We start from the raw sequence: 21,267 nt of genomic DNA on the forward strand, positions 1-21,267 counted from the left end.
TTTCGTGAAGAATTAGCAATCAAGAAAACGTTTTTTTATTTCATATTACTAACTACCACTTAAATAGGAAGTACGGTAGTGCTTTTTACCTCCGACATCACAAAAAAACTATGGATAAGCGACACACTCGGCAAAACCGATAACTTTTGCTGGTGAAACTGATGGTAGCTGTCCATGTCAGGAACAACAATTTTGAGCAGGTAATCGAAGCTACCCGATACAAAGTCACAACTGGTTACTTCTGGTAAATCCAGAATCGACTGGTTGAAATCCTCCGACGTATCATGCGTTTGTTTAATCAGTGTAACCTGACAATAAACCGTCAGATTTTTACCAAGTTTCTTTTTGTTCAGAATAGATACATACTTTTCAATAATACCATCTTGTTCCATCCGCTTAATACGGTCATGCACAGGCGTAAGCGACAGATTAATCTGTTGCGCAATTTCTTTGAAAGTCAGATGAGCGTTTTCTTGTAACAAACGCAGTATTTTCCGGTCGGTTTCATCAATCATCATAAGCTCAAAAAATGTTTATGTAAATGAAGGCAGTTAAATGGTAGAAATGCTGACAGAAAAATTTTCTTTTCATTCAGTAATATGCCCTAAGTTAAAGAAATATTTATTGTAAATGGAGTTAATAAGGAAAATATTTTCTTATTTTTTTAAATATAGGAAAAATATTTTCTCCATCTATTAATTTTGTTTCGCAATTATACTTCATCAATAAACTAAGATACTTCAATTGTTACGGTTTTTATACTGTTTAACAGATTGATACACTTCATCAACAAACTTTCAAGAGAATGATAATCGGAGTACCTAAGGAAATCAAGAACAACGAAAACAGAGTAGCCCTTACTCCAGCAGGGGTTGCAGAATTAAAAAAACACGGTCATACAGTTTATGTTCAATCAACAGCAGGCGAGGGTAGTGGGTTTCAGGATGAGGAGTACACCAAAGCAGGTGCCAACCTTTTACCAACTATCGAAGAAGTTTATGGCATTGCTGAAATGATTATCAAGGTAAAAGAACCGATTGCTTCAGAGTATAGCCTTATCAAGAAAGACCAGCTTCTATTTACTTATTTCCACTTTGCATCGTCAGAAGAACTAACACACGCCATGATTAAACAACAGGCTGTTTGTTTAGCTTATGAAACCGTTGAAAAGGCCGACCGTAGTTTGCCTTTGCTAGTGCCGATGTCGGAAGTGGCAGGTCGTATGGCTATTCAGGAAGGTGCTAAATATCTGGAAAAACCATTGAAAGGTAAAGGAATTTTATTAGGAGGTGTGCCGGGTGTGCCACCAGCGAAGGTGTTGGTATTGGGTGGAGGTATTGTTGGTACACAAGCTGCAAAAATGGCTGCCGGTTTAGGGGCCAGAGTAGTAATTATGGACGTGAGCTTGCCACGTTTAAGATATTTGTCAGACATAATGCCACAAAATGTGGTAACTATTATGTCGAACCATTATAATATCCGCGAAGCTATCCGTGAGGCTGATTTGGTTGTAGGAGCGGTATTAATTCCGGGAGCAAAAGCCCCGCATTTAATTACCAGAGAAATGTTGAAAGATATGCGCCCGGGTACAGTAATCGTAGACGTAGCCGTTGATCAGGGAGGTTGTATTGAAACCTGTACTCCTACTACACACGAGAACCCTACTTTCGTTATTGACGACGTAGTGCATTATTGTGTGGCTAATATGCCGGGTGCAGTACCTTATACATCTACACTTGCTTTAACTAACGCTACACTGCCTTATGCTATTCAGTTGGCAAATAAGGGTTGGAAAAAGGCTTGTACTGAAAACGAAGAACTTAAAAAAGGATTAAACGTAGTAGGCGGTAAAGTGGTATATAAAGGTGTAGCCGATGCATTTGGCTTAGATTTAAGCGAGGTAGAAACTGTTTTATAAGAAACTAAGCATTATGTCGTCTTAAATATAACCTCTTCCAGCAATGGAAGAGGTTTTTTTGTGGCTTGGAATTTATGAGCGATGTTTTACTTTTGCCCATAAAATTTGCACTTTTGCAGCATGGAAAAGAAACCGAAATTTTATACTGTATGGGAGGGCCGAAAATCGGGTGTTTTTGACTCATGGGATGAATGCAAAAAGCAGGTTGAGGGGTTTCAGGGAGCCAAATATAAATCGTTCGATAATAAGAAAGAGGCAGAAGAAGCCTTGAAAGAAAATTATTGGAAATATACCCAGAAAGCCGAACAAAAACAGATGAAAATCCCTGCAAAGGCTTTTCCTCCTCCTATTGTTGAGTCAATTGTGGTTGACGCCGCATGGAACTCAGTTAATAAAGATATGGAGTATCAGGGTTTTTACCTGAAAACCAAAGAGCGAATTTTTCATAAAGGACCTTTCCCGAAAGCTACCAATAACATTGGTGAGTTTCTGGCTATTGTACACGCATTGGCGCATTTAAAAAAGCATAATTCGGTTTTACCGATTTATTCTGACTCCCGTACTGCCATTAGTTGGGTAAGAAACAAGAAAGCCAACACAAAACTTGATGAATCGCAAGGAAACCCAGAGGTATTTGAATTGATTGACCGAGCCGAAAAATGGCTGAAAACCAATACTTATCCCAATAAAGTACTGAAATGGGAAACTGAATATTGGGGCGAAAATCCAGCCGATTTCGGAAGAAAATAAACTGAAAGCTAAATAATAGCTTATGTAGTCGGGTAAAATGCCCGACTATTTTTTTGTTATCTGTCTGAAGAATTGATTATTCTTATAGCAAACGCAGGTGCAATGCGCGCTAACCAGTATAACAGGTTTACTTTCCCGATTCTGATTTCAGTTTTGTTGGTTTTTTCGAGCTTTTGCAAAACTTCTTCTACTGCTTTTTCGACTGGGATGGCTATTTTAGGCGGGTTGCCTCTATGCCATGGGGTATCAACTACCGGAAGCAACACTTCTTTAATGCTAATGGGCTTACTGGCAAGTTGCAAGCGTAAGGTTTGAGTGAAAGAATGTAGAGCTGCTTTGGTAGCGTTATAAAACGGATAAACAGCACGCGGTGCATATACAAGGCCCGTCGAAATATTAATTATTTGTGCTTTAGGTTGCCTGAGTAGTAAAGGTAAAAATAATTTACTCAGGCGTATAGGAGCCAGCATATTGGTCTGAAATTCTTCATACGCTTTCGCAATAGCTTCGGGGTCGTTCAGGAAATCGGTCTGATACACAATAGCAGCATTGTTAATGAGTATATTACACGCTGGATGATGCGTTTTTATCCAGTCAAAAAGTAACGAGCACTCGTTTTCAGAAGCAATATTACATACGAAGGTCTGTATTGCAGGAAACAGCCTTTGGGCTTCCTCTAATTTGGTTTTTGAGCGACCACAAATCAGTACTGTATTGTTTTGCGCCGATAATCTTCTGGCTAGTTCGAGGCCTACCCCCGAACTTCCGCCGGTAATTAAAATAGTATTTCCTGTAAGCATGGTTTTATGTTTTTGTTGAGACAAAACAAAACCATTGCAAACGCAAAAACATTAACATAAGTTAAGAGCAAGGCTATGAAGCTGTTTTATTCCGAATCCTGCTGAGCGAAATAGGTGAAATACCCAGATACGAAGCTATGATATGTTGTTTAATACGTTTTTCGAGGGTCGGAAACTCCTGTTTAAATATCTCATAACGTTCCTGTGCTTCGAGCAATAGCAAATCGCGCTCACGGGTTTCTTTAACAGAAAAGGCTTTTTCCAGTATTGTTATCAATAGCTTGTCCCAACATTGATGCCCTTTTTTCAGTTTGAGCCAATCATGATAATGAATTTCGTATATATAGCTTTCTTCTAGTGCTTCAATAAACATTCTGGAAGGCTGTTGGCTAATCATGGCTGAATAAGCCGAGAGAAAACTGTTTTCGGGAATAAAGTTCTTCGTAAATTCTGTGCCTTTGTTATTAATATATAAATATCTGAAAAGCCCTTTTTCGACAAAGGCAAACTTTTTAGGTACTTGCCCTTCACGGATATAATATTCTCCTTTAGCAATGCGTACAGGTTTAAATAACTGCAATACTTTTGCTACTTCGGTATCAGGCAAATCAATAATTCTTTTTATAAATTTTATAAGTGGTTCGTACGTAGTATCCATAAACATTATCGACCTCCTGCTACGTCTAATGTAGCCCCTGTTACATAAGAAGCATCGTCAGATAATAACCATAAAATAGCTTTTGCCACTTCGTCGGGCTGGCCACCTCTTTTCATCGGAATAAAGGCTTTTACACGTTCTACACGGGCTGGCTCACCTGCCTTCCCGTGAATATCGGTATAAATAGTACCGGGCCGAACGACATTTACACGGATATTTTCTTCGGCTACTTCTTTCGACAAACCAACTGTCATCGAATCAATTGCACCTTTGGTTGCGGCATAGTCGATATACTCGAAAGGAGAACCTAATCGGGAAGCCATAGAGGAGATATTCACGATACTGCCTCCATTACCACCATTCCTGACCGACATCCGCTTAATGGCTTCTCTGGCACATAAAAAACTTCCGACTACATTAACTGCAAACACTTTTTGTAGGCGTTCGGCCGACATATCTACTAATTTCTGTTGTGACTCAATAATACCTGCGTTATTGACCAGTGCCGTCATACGCCCTACCTGAGCATCAATCGCAGCAAACATATCAACCACTTCATTTTCTGACGAAATATCTGCCTGAAAAGCGTAGGCTTGCCCACCAGATACATTTATGGCTTCTACTACTTTATTAGCTGCAATATGGTTCTGCCTGTAATTGATACAAACAATATATCCTTGTTCGGCAGCTAGTTGGGCTGTAACAGCTCCTATGCCATCGCTACCACCTGTAATTAAAATTATTTTACTCATATCAGATGTAAGAGAAATTCCTTACTGGAAAAATAAATATAATACACCGTTATACCTAAACGGGCAAAAAAAAAGTCAGGGAAATTTTCCCTGACCTGCCAATAATAGTATGAGGTTATCCTGAAAATATTTTCTATTGCAAATCCCAGAACAACCGCTATATATACATAACTAGCTTATTGTAAGTCGAAACTGGCTAGTTTTTTAAACTCAGCTACACGGTTAACGATATCGTCCTGTGTCAGATTCTGGATTCTCTCTGAACCGAATTTTTCAACACAATAAGAAGCCATTGCCGAGCCATAAATAATGGCGCGTTTCATGTTATCAAAACTTAAGTCATCGGTTTTTGCTAAATAAGCAATAAAACCACCGGCAAAAGTATCGCCTGCACCTGTGGGGTCGAAAACTTCTTCTAATGGTAGGGCAGGGCAGAAGAAGATGTTATCATCCTGAAACAATAATGCACCGTGTTCACCTTTTTTGATAATTAATGTTTTTGGCCCCATAGCCATAATGGTTTTGGCGGCTCTACGGAGCGAGTAATCGCCCGAAAGCATACGGGCTTCTTCGTCATTAATAGCTAAGCAGTCAACTTCTTTTAACAAGGCTTTTAAATCGTCGTTTGCAATGTTAATCCAGAGATTCATGGTGTCAACCATCACAAATTTCGGGCGTGTATGTAAACGGTTCAACACCCGCATCTGTATTTCAGGCGAGGTATTACCCAGCATCAGATATTCACAACCCTGATATGATTCTGGTATTTTCGGGTCAAAATCACCCATTACGTTTAACTGTGTTTCCAGTGTATCGCGTGAGTTCATGTCGTTATGGTAACGACCCCACCAGAAAAACGTTTTTCCGCCTTCTACGATTTCAAGCCCTTCGGTGTTCACGCCGTGCGATTGTAGCACTTCTATCATGCTTTCAGGGAAATCTTCGCCAACTACGGCTACCAGATTATTTTCTTTAACGAAGTAAGAGGCAGTAAGAGTAATAAAAGTAGCGGCTCCGCCAATAATTTTATCTGTTTTGCCGAAAGGTGTTTCAAGTTTATCGAATGCCACCGAACCAACTGTGAGTAATGACATAAAATGCTGAGTTCCGTTGTAGAACGGCTAACTATTTGTTTTAAAGTGAAAAATTATGAGGTGAGTTTTACAAAAAACTGCCACAAAATTAATAAAAATCTTTCTTATTATGCTATTTATATGGGTATTTGCTGCGTGTATCAGATAACGGGGTGCCTCCTGAAAGGCTTTGTGTGGTCGAATAGGTAACGATAAGTGATATAAGTCTTGAATTTTTTTGCACCCAGAAGCTGAGTTACCTTTAGCATTTTAGGATTAAAGTCGGCAATCCAGTTTAATTCTATGGTTTTGTACTGGTAGTTGGGTTTCCAGCACGCACGCGAAAAAGCTAAAGCAATAGCCGATTCGACACCGCGCCCTTGATATTCAGGAATTACCCCAAATATAACACCTCTTGCCTTGTTGGTTGTTTTTTTGAGTTTATGGTATAGCCATTTAAGTTTACCAAGCCAGTTGAGTTTACCGTTCAGGTGTTTTATAATCTGATTAAGCTCTGGAATCATAATGAAAAAAGCAATGGGTTGGTCATGATGATACCCAAACCACATTAATTCCTCTTCCAGAATAGGTTTCATCATCTGCATAATGGCTTCGGCGCGTTCGGCCGTCATTTCGCCGGCAGCCATATTTTTTGCCCATGCCTTGTTATAAATCGTTCTGAAATCCTGCGCAAATTTCGATAACTCTTTTTTACTTATGTGTCTGAAAGCATAACCGGGTGTATGATAAATACGGTTTGCAATATCAAAAAGTACGGGTCGAACTACCTTTCTGGCCTCTTGTTCTTCGAGCGGCAACAGGAACGTATATTGCTGAAAGTAGTCTTGGAAACCATACCCTTCAAAAAAAAATCGGTAGTAATCATGATGATACAGCATCGACCATGTAGGCTCGGCATCGTAAGGGTCAACCAGTAATCCCCACCAGTTATCGCGCTCGCCAAAGTTAATAGGCCCATCCATTGCTTGCATTCCTCGAACTTTTAACCAATCTTTGCAAGTGTCAAACATAGCAAAAGCTACGCGTATATCATTAATACACTCAAAAAATCCTATTCCACCTGTGGGTTGGTCATTACTGTAAATAACTGTATTAGGGTTCACAAAAGCAGCTATTCGGGCAATAGTTCTGCCTTGCTCGTCAATAGCCAGCCAACGTGCACAGTTATCACCTTTTAATAAAGGGTTTTTTTGGGGGTCAAATATTTTTTCAATATCATTATCTAAAGGACGAATCCAATAAGGATTCCCTTTATAAAGTCTGGAAGGCAATTCCAGAAACTCTTTTTGCCAATGATGATTATTAGCTACCTCAACTATTTTTATCATTTGTCTATCATTATTCGACAATACAAAGGTATATCAATTAGTTAAAATTAATAAACCATAGAACTATTTACGGAATAGTTCCGTTTAATAAAATATTGTATATTTAAAAAAAAGTTATCGTAAATTTTTGATTATCAAATGGTTATGTTTTTTTATTTTTTATTAATTAAACCTTTTGCTTATAAAACCCGTCTTTAACTATAATTTTAATGTAAAGTAAAAAATGAGAATACACCTACTTAGAAAAATTGCTGCCTTATTATTGCTGTTACTAACTAATATTTCTTTTGCTCAGAGAACATCATTAGAAGGTCTACTTGACGAAGCCATAAACCTGTCTCAAAAAGAACAGGTTGAAGAATTGGCCGAGGTACTTAAATCAGGAAGTATTGCTTTGGAAAGTGAAGCAAATACCCGTGGAAACGATTTTAAGAATAATTTGCTAGAACAGGCAAAAGTACTGAAGAGTCTGGCCCCACTAGCTACACAGGGTAGCCTGAAAAAAGAAACAGTCACCAATACCATAAACACAATAAAATTGTTGTTGGGGGCTAATCACATTAATAACCTGCTAAGCGAAGGTAAAGAAGGCTTATTAGGGAATGCAGTAAGTCTTATGACCAGTCTTAACCTCCTGAAATCGGGGAAAGCAGTGCTGGACAATAAAGGCCAAGAAAAACTTGATAAACTGGTTGATAGCGTTGCCGACAACGTAAAAAAACTTGATGGCAAAGATACCGAAGCCAAAGTGGCCGCCACGTCAGCCAAACGTATACTGGGTAAGATAGTAGACCTCGTCAGAGAAACTATCTGACACACTCTAACTGCCAGCTTTATAACCCGCCTTTTAAATCAATTAGGTGGGCTTTGGTGTTTATATGCACGCCATTATTTTAAAATCTACCAGAAAGCCTGATATCAGGAAAAATATAGCGTATAAAATAATATACATATCAGTTTTATAAAATACCTTTGTAGCCAATCTAATCAACCTCATCTATGAAAACAATCACGATACTTTTCCTAACTTTATTTGCTACAATGGCAGCGTTGGCCCAAAAACAAGATACCCGTTATTATGAAATGAGAATCTACTATTGTGAGCCAGGTAAACTGCCCGATTTGTTGACCCGTTTTCGTAATCATACCACTAAAATTTTTGAACGCCATGGGATGACCAACGTAGGGTATTGGGTGCCTACTGTAAATGACCAGAACGCACTTTACTATGTGTTGTCGTATCCGAACAAAGAAGCAAGAGATGCTTCATGGAAAGCCTTTGGTGCAGACCCTGAGTGGAAAACAGTAAGAGAAGAATCAGAAAAAAATGGTAAAATTGTAAGCAAAGTGGTATCAGTTTTTATGAATGTGACTGATTTCTCGCCTGCTGTAAAAGCAAAACAGAAAAATCCTGAGCGTGTTTTTGAATTAAGAACTTATACTGCTAGCCCTGGCAAACTCGATGATTTACTGGCACGTTTCAGAAACCATACCTTAAAGTTGTTTAAAAAGCATGGGATGGAAAACGTTGTTTACTGGACAACCATCGAAAAAGATACTACACAGTCCAAATTAGTATATATTTTGGCGCATAAAAGCGAAGAAGCCGGAAAAGCCTCTTTTGAAGCATTCAGAAATGACCCTAAATGGGTAAAAGCTCGCGACGAGTCAGAGAAAAACGGAAAACTGACTGTAAAAGTTGAGTCGATGTACATGAAACCAACCGATTTCTCTGAAATTAAGTAAATCAGTTAATGAATTTCTGGCTGATAATAAACGTAACACTGGCGGCTGTACCTGTAACAAATGCACCCCAGCCAAGGTCGATAATAACAATCTGGTAAGGCCAGTTTTTAAGTGTTGCCCAATTGGTTAAGTCATAAGTGCCATAACAAAGCAAACCAAGTATAGCTCCCTTGAGCAGAACAGTTTGCCAGTTGCCAGTATTAAGGCTTGGGTAAATTGCAAAATAAACAATACCTCCTATATAAAGCAGGTAAAAAAGCATAGCTGCCAGCCAGTTAACCTTATCGGCCATGAGAAACCCTATTTTTTGCTGATAATAGTTTTTGGCTATCAGACCCAGCCAAACCATATCTAACGCAAAAAAGATAAGCGCGGTAATAATAAAAGTTAACAAGATTTTTGTCATAACTGAACGGAATATATCAGTATAAACAAACAAAGTGTACGATGGTTTTAATCACGTACACTTTGTTTTATAAGAGGGGATATAATATCATTTTTTGGTGTTATCTTCTCTGACAGTTGGGTATTTTATGCCTAGTTGGTCTAAATAGGTTTTATACTTGGTAGGGTCATAGTAATACTTAGTCATTTCAGGGCGAAACTTCTCCATGATTTCCTTATTAAGATGAATAGCGGGTTTATCATCTTTTGAAATAAGTGGGGTATATTTTATTTCTTTGGTTTGCTCCTTGTTATAATATTCCCACGCTTTTTGAATAATTTCAGGTTTGAATAGCATATCGAGTATCGTAAGAGCCTCAACTTTTGCGCCAGCAGTGCAGCCTTTATGTGCAATAGGAGTTGCCATTGTAATAGCATTGGCCCAATGATGCCCGGGCATACCCGGCATATTAGAAGGGTAACGAAGCACAACCGTTGGCAATGCCCACGAAATATCTGCAATGTCGTCGGAGCCACCTTGCCGAATAATGCTTGGTGAGTATACTGGTTCGGCTACGGTATCGAGTTTCATCGCCAGCCCGTCAGCTTTAGGAGCTTTAAGCTCTTTCTGTGCAGCTTTTGCTAATAACTGGTCTTCTTCAGACCATTTTGGCAAGCCAACTCTTCTGATATTATAATACATGGTTTCTGCAATAGGCTTATTGAAATGCCCCGGCCATGCGCTACCTAATATTTCGTAAGTAAATTTCGTATCGGTCATGATAGCAGCCCCTTGCGCCATTTTAAGGCCATTTTCAAAAAGATTTTTGATTTTAGGGTAGGTGCGTTCACGAAAATAATACCATACAGTAGCTTTAGAGGGTACTACATTGGGTTGGTCGCCGCCGTCAGAAATTACGTAGTGCGAGCGTTGCGTAGTTTCCAGATGCTCACGTTTATAATTCCATGCAATATTCATGAGTTCAACGGCATCGAGCGCGCTTCTGCCACGCCATGGTGCGCCAGCGGCGTGTGCAGCTTCTCCTTCAAAATGAAACTTGACCGACACCAAGCCTACATTGCCTACATCACCCCAAGCTACCGACAGGTTGTCGCCCACATGGGTGAAAATACAAGCATCTACATCTTTAAAATATCCCTCACGCACATAAATAGCTTTGGCTCCAACTTGCTCTTCGGCTATACCGGGCCACAAAACAAGCGTACCCGAAATTTTTTCTCTCTCCATAATTTCCTTTAGTGCAAGTACGGCTGTAATATTGAGTGCCTGCCCTGAGTTATGGCCTTCACCATGGCCGGGTGCTCCGTCAATAATAGGGTCTTTGTACGCTACTCCGGGTTTTTGTGAAGCCTTCGGAATACAGTCTACGTCAGAGCCGATGGCAATAACGGGCTTGCCCGAACCCCATTTGGCTATCCATGCTGTTGGCATTCCGGCTATGCCTCTCTCAATGCTAAAACCGTTTTTTTCAAGAAGGTTAGTAAGGTATTTTGAAGTTTCAAACTCCTGAAAACCCAATTCTCCAAAACTGAAAATCTGGTCGTTAACTTCTTGTGTAAACTTCTGGCGTTCATCAATTTTACGAATAACTTCCTGTTTCAGAAGTTCTAGTTTGTCGGGCACCGGATTTACTTCTTTCTTCTTTTTCTGAGAAAAAGCAAACCCACTGCTCAAAAGCAAAGTAAGAGCAAAGATGAAGTGTTTCTTCATAGAGATACGTATTTAGTTTAGTGTTATTTCGGAAACTGGCCCTTATCAAGACCGGGTACAATTTTGAGCGCGTTTTTGTAGTAAACTTTCTTTAGCACCTCATCAGATAGCCCCAGCCCATACATCCGCCAGAAAGCATGGTATTTTTTATGATAGGGAAAATACTCATCTTCTGACTCTAGCACGCGGAAATAAGTCTGGTATTCGTCAGGCACCCAAGAATCTTTTCCGAAAAGAATACGGTCCTGACGTTTTTCAAAGAATTTTTTTGCAGTTCTTGGCTGGCGGCCTAATTCAGCAATTACGGCACCTATTTCTACGTACATATTCGGGAAGGCATCCATCAGGCTATCCAGTTTTGCCAGATTATTCGGGAACCACCCCATGTGTGCATTGATAAAAATAGTTTTCGGGTTTTTTCTGAAAACATTATGTTGTTGTTCAATCAGTTGTTCCCAAGTAAACTCTTTTCCGCCAGAGGCATCACGCTTACGGCCCGGATGCGTTTTTAACTCTAACCAACGTTCGTTTTGCGCATTGAGTGGGTCCCAGAAAGATGAAGGGTCGGCAGTATGAATTAAAACCGGAATACCCAACTCGCCGGCCTTTTTCCAGATAGGGTCAATACGAGGGTCATCAACGGCTACTATCTTGCCATTATCTTTTACGCTGAAACCTAAGCTCTTGTAAATTTTCAGCCCTTTGGCACCGCGTAGTTTTACATCATCTTCTAACGTTTTTACGGCTTTGGCTGTCCAGTCAGGCTCATTAATTTTAGAAAAATCTATATTCGTAAAAATGGCAAAGCGGGTGGGGTAGTTATCCTTTACAGTCTCAATTTGCTTAACAAGGCCGGCTGTGCTTTTAGCTTCATCCTGATTGAAACCTCTCCCGCTCAGGTTAACCATAATGCCCATGTTCATTTTATCCATTTCTGTAATGAGCTTGTTAAGGTCTTCTTTACTGTTCATTTCCCATTGGTGGTTATGAATATCAATAAACGGAAACTTGGCGCGTGTAATAACTTTACCCGGAACAACCAGTGTAGATTTTGGCTCATATTCTTCAAAGGTAACGGTTCCGGCGTTATCTCCTATTTTTATCTGCTGCGCATATAACTGGCTGAGAGTTAGTAAAAAAGCGGTAGTAACTGCAAACTTTTTCATTAAGTATAAAAGGTAGTTTTATGAATGTTTCTTGCAATATAACGAAAAAGATAAAATTGTGGTAGCAGAGTGCTGGGTTTAAGGACAAGAGTCTTTAAATTGGCGATAAAATTCAATAAAACTACTTTTGTTTCATTAATTAAGAAATGTGTACTAACCGAGATGTTTATCTCACTATTAAAATCATGAAAAAGCAAAAACTCATTATTTTTTCAGTGCTGTTAGTAATTATTATGGCAGGGGTATTGATATACACTTGTGATGCTCTCATTAAAAAAGAGGCCAGCGGAAAACTTTACTCTGATACCGAAGCAGTGCCTTTTAATAGAGTAGGGTTACTATTGGGAACAGCCAAATATACCAGTATTCGCGGTTTTATTAATCCCTACTATGCTTACCGAATAAAAGCCGCAACCAGTCTATTAAAAGCAGGGAAAATAAAATACCTGATTATCAGTGGTGACAACGGGCGGGAGGAATATAACGAGCCAGAAATGATGCGTGCTGATTTAATTGAACAAGGCATTGATTCTACCCGTATTTTTCTTGATTATGCCGGATTCAGAACCTTTGATTCTGTGGTTCGGCTCAAAGAAGTTTTCGGGCAAGATTCGGTCACCTTTATTTCACAGCCATTTCATAACGAAAGAGCTATCTATATTGCATCAAAACAAGGAATGGTAGCCAATGGTTTTAACGCAAAAGATGTCTCTGCACGGCAGGGTTCTATGGTTCAGCTAAGAGAAAAACTGGCAAGGGTAAAAGTTTTTGTCGATTACCTGATAGCAACTAAGCCCAAGTTTTTGGGTAAAAAAATAAAATTACCCAATTAATACAGTTATTCTTTATAAATTAATGCAATAGCATGGGCTTCAAGACCTTCCTTGCGCCCTACGAACCCCATTTCTTCGGTTGTAGTGGCCTTGATAGAAATGCAGTTTTCGGGAAGACCTGTTACGTGGGCAATTGCTTTTATCATGTCAGGTATGTATTTGCCAATTTTAGGTTCCTGCAAACAAACCGTTGAGTCGATATTACCAATTTTGTAACCCTCTTTGGTTAGCATTTCAGTAACAATTTGAAGCAATATTTTACTGTCGATACCTTTCCAGCGGGGGTCAGTATTTTTAAAATGTTTGCCTATGTCGCCCATAGCGGCAGCCCCCAAGAGTGCGTCGCATATTGCATGAAGTAGTACGTCTGCGTCTGAATGCCCCACCGAACCAACTGTATGTGGTATTTTTACACCTCCGAGCCATAATTCATAGCCTTCGCCCAACTGGTGTACATCGTACCCCTGACCAACTCTGATATTCATAATAAATTTCTTGATAAACTTTAAAACGGGTTTAAAGCTAAAGATTTTTAGCGACAATAAAGCAAAGATTTGCTAGGAAGAATTTAAAAGCAGTTATTCAGGAAAAATAAAAAACAGGATAAACCAAACAGTTTATGTGGCTTTGAATAGGGGGGAGGCTGAAAAATATAATATAATTATGGGAGTTGATAAACTGATTGTCAGAATATTTTTCCCCAGAAAATTTGCCAGTTAATTTTAGTGATTTCCCAAACCGAGAAAGGGCGGCCCGTATCTTCCCATTTTACTTCATCAAAAACTTTTTCGGCTTTTTCGGCTTCACCTGCTTGAAGATACGCCACAACCAACATCCATTTTGATTCGTTCTGGTAATTTTTACTTACATTTTCGTTGTTTTTGAGGCGTTCAAGAATTTTAATAGCCTCCACAGGATTATCTCCTTTTTCTACCAGTTCGGTAGCTTTCTGGTAGTCATTAACTCTGGTTTGAGTTGCCACACTGCTTGGTACGTCGTCGCCACGATAGTTAAACTTCTTAGGCGAAAAAGTAACAGCCGTTGAAAGCAAAAAAAATACAACGGCGGCAGCGGCACTAAATGAGCCAAGTACATAAGCCAGACTCCTTTTAGGTCGGTTAATATAATTACGTGCGTTAGCAATATTGGCACGTACCTGAGCACGCAACAAGGCTTCTCGCAACAACTTTACTTCTTCTACCTGTTGTTGTAGTGTGGGGTTACCTTTAATTTGTTCTTCAAATGCTTGTTTTTCCTTACCCTTCATTCCTCCGGCTACATAATCTTCAATTTGATTTTGCAACATGTCAATCATAGCATTATTTATTTATTGATGATTAGAGGTTATCAGTTCCAATATTTTTTTCAGACACTTGCTTTTAGCATTTCTAACTGTCTGGTCATTTTCAAAAGTTCCGTTTGCAATTAATTTTTGTGAAATTTCCTGCATTGATAGCCCTTCAATGAGGCGCATATCCAAAATCTGGCGGCAATTTTTTCCTAATTTATTAACAAGACTTATATAATGTTCCCAGTTTTCCTTTTCAATCAGCATATCGCTTACATCATCTTCGAGTTTATCCCACTCTGCCATGTAACGATTCTGTCGTTCTTCTCTGGAAGCCTCCTGAGAAATATACCTGAACCATAGGTTTTTGCAAATACTTTTCAGATAAGTTTCTAAAGTAGCGTCTTTGAGTGTAAAGGTACCTTTTTTTATGTTAACAACAAATGCTTCGATTGCTTCCCATATGATATCTTCGGGCTGTTTAGCGTAATCCCTTCCAGTGCTTCGATGGATAATGAATCTTTCCAGCGAAACATGAAATTTCTTATACAGTGCTACTAACGCCTCATGTTCTTTGCGTCCACCAGCCAGAATCCCCTCTACAATAGCTTCATCTGACGGATGTTTTGATAAACTAAGAATCATATTCTAGTAATTAATATCAATAGCCCCCCTTTATGTAACCTTAAGCATAGGTTTTTTTTAAGAATGGGTTATTTACAGTAAAGCAATCACTCAGTTGCCAAATTTACATTGGTGGTATTTAAATGGATTAGTTATAAAGTTAATCAGGTAAATTAATCGGACAAGTTTATGAATGAGCTATTGATTACCAAAGGTTTATCATTCAAAACCAGGTATTAATGTACTTTTTTGGCGTTGCTAATGTATAGAAAATAACTACCAGATTTTGTCAGGATGAGATATTGCCGAAAATAATCTGTGCTAACGTTGCTAATGTTTACAGAACTATCAGGCTTTTACGCCCCTTTTTTATTTTTATAATTAACCAGAATTTCCTTTTCTATACGTAAAGTTACTAAGCAAAAACTATGCAAAACAACCCCCGAAAAAAAAATATAAAAAAAATAAAAATTTAAGGTTACAAAAGTTACGTCTACTGATATTAATGTACAAAAATTGGTTGTTACTAAATCTACACAGCCTATACTTAAAAATTGGTTGTTTAAAATTATCAGCGTTTGACTAAAAAAAAATTTAAGCTCAATGGTTACAAAACACCCTTTAGCTGATATTAATACACACAATTTAACTCTATAGCCATAAAACAAACCCCTCACCCAAAATTTTACTAGGGTTAGGGTTAATTAGCTCAAGACTCCCCCTTATTTTGAATAAAAATAGGGGGATATTGACTTTTTTCAAAGTTATATGTAAAATATTTGACAACAAAGTTTTCCTTACAACAAAAATTGAAGATATTTGTTAGGTCACGTAATTACAAACACGCTGTCATTTATTTTAACTAATGATGTTGTAATGAAAAAAATTTCCTCTACTTTATTCTTACTATTTACACTTATAATTGGCACCATGGCACAGTCAGTAACTATTACTGCCGGTGACTCTGCCACAGTTCAACTGCCCGTTTTAACAAATGACCAACTTTCATCTTTACCTTCGCCTAAAGCAGGTATGATGATATTTGACAAAACGTATAACGTTGTTAGAGTTTATAACGGAAGTGCATGGATTTGTCTAGCTTGTGACGCACAAACTTACTCGAGTGTTCAGTTAGCTAGTGTGGAATCATTTACGTTAAGTAATGCAAAAGTGGGTTCAAACACCGTTTATAGCATTAGTAGCGTAGGTTCTTTTAAAGGTACCGATAACGGAATAGGTAATGTAACACCTGTGCTTAGTAATGGAACCGGAGCCCAGCCTAACGGCTTTTTGATGGATAATCAGGATGTGATTGTTTTTGAAAACCCCTTGCCGTGGCAATTGCAGATTCTTTCTCAATACGAGCTGCTAAATATTATTAACCGGTGCCAATGGGTAAATCCTTACACATATTCACAACCGGTTGATGTCATTACTACGGCCGATAATTCTTCACTAACATTTAGTGTAAGAGAAGCCGGTAGCTTTGAGCGCAGAGAAGGTAGCATTTTCGGAATGAAAGCCTACAAATTCAAGAATAGGGTATTTACCGAAAAATATGCGCCATTTATAAACTTTTTTGATAAACTCATTACTTCCAATACTTCTATCAACTTATATACAAGTATGGGAATCAGCCCGGGCGCGTACAATATTTTCAGCTCTTCGCCCTGGTTTGAAATCAACAATGGCGTGCTGACATTCCCAAGAGGGCCTAATAAACCACAAAGCAATTTTGGAATTATTTACTTTATAGCCAAGTCAAGTAATCTGCCTAATTTCCGTATGCGAATTTTTACGCATCGGCCTGCTAAAAACAGCATTACGCAATACTTTGACACCAACGGTAATATTATTAACCGAGATGACTACCTGAATAGTTACTTTTTTAATACCATGAACACTAATATGCCTTCCACCTTGAACTTTTCGTCGGGGCCAAAGCTTAAAGTAGCCGCCGACCCGCCACGCGTTCCACCACCAACGGCTGGTACTGAAGATACGTTTTGATGTTGTAAGATAATAAGTCAATAGTTTTAATATGAGAAAAAACCTTCTTATATCTCTATTTGCTGTATTAGTATTGAATGTATCTGCACAGTCAAGAGCCGATGTTTACATATACATTCAGCAAGTAAGAGATGAGGTATATAATAGCCTGAATGACAGAAAGATTACCGTTGAGCAGGCTTTGAAGACGTATGGGAATCTTCAGGGGAAACTTTTGGCTGAAAAAGACTATGAAAACTATATAGAACTTTTTTTATACAAAGCCGTAGATATTTATGTAACCAACGATGACTACGAAAACGCCTCAAAAGCAGTTTCGGAAGGTATCAGTGCGCTGAAATATCTGAACGGTGAGAAAAAAGACCTCCTTTTCTTTAAACTGAATGCCGAAATATCGGAGTATTACAGGCGTATGCCCAGCCGCATAAGTCTGGCTGAAAAACACTTTAAAAAAGGGTATGATTTCTTGCTGGAAAAAAAATATATACAAAAGAAAATACCAGATTTCGTAATTACTTTCCTGAGTAATTACGGCCGTTTGATTGATGATTTAGGCGATACCGAACAGAGTTTTTACTATTTTCAGCAAGCACGCCAGATTGCCAAACAAGAAAATGTTACGCTGAACCAATACGCCGTTCTGAGTAATATGGCTAAGTATTATCGGGAAAAGAAACAATATGAAAATGCTTTGAGCCTTTTAAAAGAGGCATTGCCGATGGCTGAAACTGCCGATAAAACGGCTATTGTGTACCTTTCTATGGGGCGGTGTTATAAACAAATGAACCACCCAGCCGATGCCCTGAAAGCATTTGCCGAAGCAGAGAAGTTTCATAAAAAATCAAAAATACAACAGCCACGGCTATGGATTAATATCCAGACCGCCAGAGCCGAATCTTATATACAAATGCACGAATTAGGCAAAGCTGAAGGCGTTTATAAAAATGCACTGAAAGATTTTGTCCGTAATTTTAATCATTTGCAAGGTTTACAAGTAGCCCGTATAGAGAATGGCCTGAGCGAAATTTATCAGGCCAGAGGGCAAATGAAAGAAGCACTAGCACATTGCCAGCAAGCCATTAAAGCCGCTGACTCTTCTTATACACAGCTAAATTTGCAGGCCAATCCTACATTTGAAGGGGTTAACGCTCCGCAGGAACTTTTCATAGCTTTAAATCAGAAAGCCGACCTACTAGCCGACAGTAACCCTGATTTATCGGCCGACACTTATCTGGTAGCTATCAAGTTTGCTACTCATCTGCGTAAAACTTTTGATATGCCCGAATCGAAACTGTTTTACAGTGAAAAGGTGTATCCGATTTATGAAAAGACGCTCTCGAAAATATTTGAACAATGGAAAAACAAACAGTCGAATGAGTGGGCTGAAAAGTTTTTCTATGCACTGGAAGCCAGTAAGTCGGCTACATTATGGGATGCCGTAAAAGAACAAAAAATACGGCCAAGTGTATTGAACGAAGAATTACTCGACCAAGAGGCGGCACTGCGTCAGAAAATTGTAAAATTGCAGATTAAATTATTAGAATCTGGTAACGAAAAAACACTGTCAGATTTATCGGACGCTAAAATACAGCTTAACCACCTGACAAAGAAAATTGAGCAGGAATCAAAAAATTATTATAAACTGAAATATGATAATTACCTGATTTCGCTAAAAGAAACCCAAAAAAGGCTCGATAAAAACACCGCATTTATTAGCTATTTTCTGGGCGACAACGTATTATATTGTATCATAGTCAACAAAGAGTCTTATAACATAATTAAGAAAGACAACGCCCCTGCCATACATGGGCTAGTGATGGACTTATACAATAAAGTTAATACGCCACCCAATATTGATGCCTACAAAGGTCATGAACTTGCAAAGCAGGCATACAACGTGCTGCTTGCACCAATTGAAGACATGACCCGCAAATCGAAGAAATTAATTATTGCCCGCCACGATATTTTAGGATTTTTACCTTTTGAAATTCTGGAAAAAAAGGGCGATGCTGATTATCTCCTGTTCGATTACACCATTTCTTATGCAAATTCAGCCTCTTTGCAGTTCGATTTTGCTACCAATAAATCTCAGGCGGATATTATTGCCTATGCTCCTTTCAGCAATGGTAAGCAGTCGGGTATTTTCAGAGACAAAGGTTTTAAAACACTTCCTGCTTCTATCAACGAAATGGGCGAAATAACCGGAGAAATTTATCAGGATAACAGAGCAACCAAGTTGAATTTTCAGGAAACCTACCGTAATAAAGGTATCATTCATTTTGCTACCCATGCACAGGTAAACGACGACGAGCCACTAAAATCTTTTATTGCGTTGTATCCTGAAGGGAACGATTTTAAATTATATACCCCCGAATTATATAATCTTTCTTTAGAAAATACACAGCTGGTGGTATTAAGTGCCTGTGAAACCGGCAAAGGCAAAATCCGAAAAGGCGAGGGCATTATCAGTCTGGCACGTGCTTTTCAGTTTGCTGGGTGTCCGTCGGTTATTACAACCTTATGGAATGCCCACGACGAGAGCATCGCTAAATTATCTGAGAAATTTTATTATTACCTCAAAAAAGGGTATGCTACTGACGAGGCTATCCGGCTTTCAAAAATTGACCTGATTCAGACAGAATCAGACCACCCGTTTTATTGGTCAAATTTCGTGCTTATTGGTAAATCATCTGTAATACCTATTTCATCAAACAATACTTTGTATGTCTGGGTAGCTGCTTTAGCTATCTTACTTCTGGTTGCTTACCTGTTCAGAGGCCAGATTATGGCACTTTGGGCAAAGCAAAAATAATCTTTAAGTTTTTTTGAACCTTCTTCAGAAACCTTACTTTTGTGGTTTGTGTTTTATCAAAAACAAAATCACAACCTAATGATTAGTTACCAGCATTTTACATTGCAGAATGGCCTAGAGGTGTATGTACACGAAGACCACACAACGCCTATGGCGGCTGTTAATATCTTATATAATGTAGGCTCTCGCGATGAAGACGAAAATAAAACAGGCTTTGCACATCTTTTTGAACACCTGATGTTTGGTGGCTCAAAGCATATTCCGGTTTATGACGAACCCCTGCAAAAAGTAGGAGGAGAGAACAACGCCTTTACTTCGCCCGATATTACTAACTATTATATTACGCTACCATCAAAAAACATCGAAACTGCTTTCTGGTTGGAGTCAGACCGGATGATGAGCCTTTCGTTCGACTCCAAAGTGCTTGAAGTACAACGAAAAGTAGTAATTGAAGAATTTAAGCAACGTTACCTGAATCAGCCCTATGGCGATGTATGGTTAAAACTGCGCCCTTTAATTTACCAAAAACACCCTTATCGCTGGGCAACTATCGGAAAAGAAATTAAGCATATTGAAGAAGCAACCATGGACGACGTGCGGGCATTCTTCTTCAAATATTATTTGCCCAATAATGCTATTTTGGTAGTAGCCGGAGACGTAACCCTGCAACAGGTGCAAGACCTATGCACAAAATGGTTTGAGCCTATTCCGGCAGGCGAAAAATATATCAGAAATTTACCGCAGGAGCCACTACAAACACAGGCCAGATTTCTTGAAACTTCGGCAAAGGTGCCTTTAAACGCTATTTATAAGGCATACCACATGCCCGGACGTTTCGACCCTGACTTTTATAATGCCGACCTCCTGAGCGATTTATTAGGCAGAAGTAAGTCGTCGAGGCTTTATACAAAGCTGGTAAAAGAAACACAGTTATTCAATAATATTACGGCTTATATTACGGCATCGTTAGACCCTGGTTTACTGATGATTCAGGGAAATCTGAATGAAGGAGTTGCATTGGAAACCGCCGATGCTGCCATTGAGCAAATTGTAGAGGAACTCATGAACACGAAAGTTGAGGAAAGTGAGTTGCAAAAAGTGAAAAACCAGAGCGAGTCTACAATTGCATTTGCGGAGGTTGAACTGCTAAATAGAGCCATGAATCTGGCATTTGCTGCCAATGCTGGCAATGCTGAGTGGTGTAATCAGGATGCCGAAAAAATAGCAGCCGTAACGCCTGAGTCGTTGCAGGTAATGGCTAAACATATTTTGCGAAAAGAAAATAGCTCCACCATGTATTATCGGGCTAATTAAAAAAGAATGCCACGCGTTTGCTATAAGCGCGTGGCATAAATATATAAAGTAAAAGAAA

General features: G+C 38.9%; 20 protein-coding genes. 8 read left to right on the forward strand and 12 right to left on the reverse strand.

The features are described 5' to 3' along the window. Window positions 1–59: 59 nt before the first annotated feature. Window positions 60–518, reverse strand: a complete 459-nt coding sequence (locus WAA15_RS14280; protein ID WP_337043461.1) for an Lrp/AsnC family transcriptional regulator — start codon at window positions 516–518, stop codon at window positions 60–62. A 287-nt stretch (window positions 519–805) separates the two neighbouring features. Here WAA15_RS14280 and ald point away from each other — a divergent pair, with 287 nt between their 5' ends. After that, window positions 806–1,918 (forward strand): alanine dehydrogenase, encoded by a 1,113-nt coding sequence (gene ald / locus WAA15_RS14285; protein WP_337043462.1) that lies wholly within the window; start codon window positions 806–808, stop codon window positions 1,916–1,918. Between the two features lie 120 nt (window positions 1,919–2,038). Continuing rightward, window positions 2,039–2,668, forward strand: a complete 630-nt coding sequence (locus WAA15_RS14290) for a ribonuclease H family protein (protein WP_337043463.1) — start codon at window positions 2,039–2,041, stop codon at window positions 2,666–2,668. 56 nt (window positions 2,669–2,724) lie between these two features. Here the strand turns inward: WAA15_RS14290 and WAA15_RS14295 are convergent, their stop codons facing one another. From WAA15_RS14295 to WAA15_RS14315, 5 genes are all read right to left on the reverse strand, one after another. Continuing rightward, entirely contained in the window at window positions 2,725–3,468 is a 744-nt protein-coding gene (locus tag WAA15_RS14295; RefSeq protein WP_337043464.1) for an SDR family oxidoreductase, read from the reverse strand. A 73-nt stretch (window positions 3,469–3,541) separates the two neighbouring features. Then, window positions 3,542–4,126, reverse strand: coding sequence for a Crp/Fnr family transcriptional regulator (locus WAA15_RS14300; protein ID WP_337043465.1), 585 nt, complete (start codon window positions 4,124–4,126; stop codon window positions 3,542–3,544). Window positions 4,127–4,131: 5 nt separating this feature from the next. Then, window positions 4,132–4,878, reverse strand: a complete 747-nt coding sequence (locus tag WAA15_RS14305) for an SDR family oxidoreductase (protein WP_337043466.1) — start codon at window positions 4,876–4,878, stop codon at window positions 4,132–4,134. Window positions 4,879–5,054: 176 nt separating this feature from the next. After that, on the reverse strand, window positions 5,055–5,972 hold the full coding sequence (locus WAA15_RS14310) for a PfkB family carbohydrate kinase (protein WP_337043467.1): 918 nt from the start codon (window positions 5,970–5,972) through the stop codon (window positions 5,055–5,057). Window positions 5,973–6,112: 140 nt separating this feature from the next. Further along, window positions 6,113–7,300 (reverse strand): hypothetical protein, encoded by a 1,188-nt coding sequence (locus tag WAA15_RS14315; RefSeq protein WP_337043468.1) that lies wholly within the window; start codon window positions 7,298–7,300, stop codon window positions 6,113–6,115. A gap of 223 nt (window positions 7,301–7,523) precedes the next feature. On the opposite strand from WAA15_RS14315, the gene WAA15_RS14320 reads away from it, so the two are divergent. Further along, complete coding sequence (locus WAA15_RS14320; RefSeq protein WP_337043469.1) at window positions 7,524–8,114, forward strand: hypothetical protein; 591 nt, start codon at window positions 7,524–7,526, stop codon at window positions 8,112–8,114. 185 nt (window positions 8,115–8,299) lie between these two features. Beyond that, window positions 8,300–9,046 carry an NIPSNAP family protein gene (locus tag WAA15_RS14325; protein WP_337043470.1) on the forward strand — a complete coding sequence of 249 codons (747 nt, stop codon included), beginning with the start codon at window positions 8,300–8,302 and terminating at the stop codon, window positions 9,044–9,046. 1 nt (window position 9,047) lies between these two features. Here the strand turns inward: WAA15_RS14325 and WAA15_RS14330 are convergent, their stop codons facing one another. The 3 genes from WAA15_RS14330 to WAA15_RS14340 form a co-directional block, all read right to left on the reverse strand. Continuing rightward, the gene (locus tag WAA15_RS14330; RefSeq protein ID WP_337043471.1) at window positions 9,048–9,452 is read right to left on the reverse strand and encodes a DUF2177 family protein; all 405 of its coding nucleotides are present in this window, start codon (window positions 9,450–9,452) and stop codon (window positions 9,048–9,050) included. A gap of 87 nt (window positions 9,453–9,539) precedes the next feature. Continuing rightward, a complete protein-coding gene (locus WAA15_RS14335) occupies window positions 9,540–11,162 on the reverse strand; it encodes an amidohydrolase (protein WP_337043472.1) in 1,623 nt (540 codons plus the stop codon). Between the two features lie 23 nt (window positions 11,163–11,185). Then, complete coding sequence (locus tag WAA15_RS14340) at window positions 11,186–12,328, reverse strand: amidohydrolase family protein (RefSeq protein ID WP_337043473.1); 1,143 nt, start codon at window positions 12,326–12,328, stop codon at window positions 11,186–11,188. Window positions 12,329–12,513: 185 nt separating this feature from the next. Here WAA15_RS14340 and WAA15_RS14345 point away from each other — a divergent pair, with 185 nt between their 5' ends. Next, on the forward strand, window positions 12,514–13,161 hold the full coding sequence (locus tag WAA15_RS14345; protein WP_337043474.1) for a SanA/YdcF family protein: 648 nt from the start codon (window positions 12,514–12,516) through the stop codon (window positions 13,159–13,161). 5 nt (window positions 13,162–13,166) lie between these two features. Here the strand turns inward: WAA15_RS14345 and ispF are convergent, their stop codons facing one another. The 3 genes from ispF to WAA15_RS14360 all read right to left on the reverse strand — a co-directional run bounded on the left by ispF (window position 13,167) and on the right by WAA15_RS14360 (window position 15,094). Beyond that, the gene (gene ispF / locus WAA15_RS14350; RefSeq protein WP_337043475.1) at window positions 13,167–13,646 is read right to left on the reverse strand and encodes a 2-C-methyl-D-erythritol 2,4-cyclodiphosphate synthase; all 480 of its coding nucleotides are present in this window, start codon (window positions 13,644–13,646) and stop codon (window positions 13,167–13,169) included. A 200-nt stretch (window positions 13,647–13,846) separates the two neighbouring features. Next, window positions 13,847–14,476, reverse strand: a complete 630-nt coding sequence (locus tag WAA15_RS14355) for a hypothetical protein (protein WP_337043476.1) — start codon at window positions 14,474–14,476, stop codon at window positions 13,847–13,849. A 12-nt stretch (window positions 14,477–14,488) separates the two neighbouring features. Then, window positions 14,489–15,094 carry an RNA polymerase sigma factor gene (locus tag WAA15_RS14360; protein WP_337043478.1) on the reverse strand — a complete coding sequence of 202 codons (606 nt, stop codon included), beginning with the start codon at window positions 15,092–15,094 and terminating at the stop codon, window positions 14,489–14,491. An 855-nt stretch (window positions 15,095–15,949) separates the two neighbouring features. Between WAA15_RS14360 and WAA15_RS14365 the strand changes: the two genes are divergently transcribed. From WAA15_RS14365 to WAA15_RS14375, 3 genes are all read left to right on the forward strand, one after another. Continuing rightward, entirely contained in the window at window positions 15,950–17,083 is a 1,134-nt protein-coding gene (locus tag WAA15_RS14365) for a hypothetical protein (RefSeq protein ID WP_337043479.1), read from the forward strand. A 31-nt stretch (window positions 17,084–17,114) separates the two neighbouring features. After that, complete coding sequence (locus WAA15_RS14370) at window positions 17,115–19,895, forward strand: CHAT domain-containing protein (RefSeq protein ID WP_337043480.1); 2,781 nt, start codon at window positions 17,115–17,117, stop codon at window positions 19,893–19,895. A gap of 78 nt (window positions 19,896–19,973) precedes the next feature. Beyond that, window positions 19,974–21,209 (forward strand): M16 family metallopeptidase, encoded by a 1,236-nt coding sequence (locus WAA15_RS14375; protein WP_337043481.1) that lies wholly within the window; start codon window positions 19,974–19,976, stop codon window positions 21,207–21,209. Window positions 21,210–21,267: the final 58 nt, after the last annotated feature.

It is taken from the genome of Emticicia sp. 17c (genome assembly GCF_037153985.1).
Taxonomy (GTDB): Bacteria; Bacteroidota; Bacteroidia; order Cytophagales; family Spirosomataceae; genus Emticicia.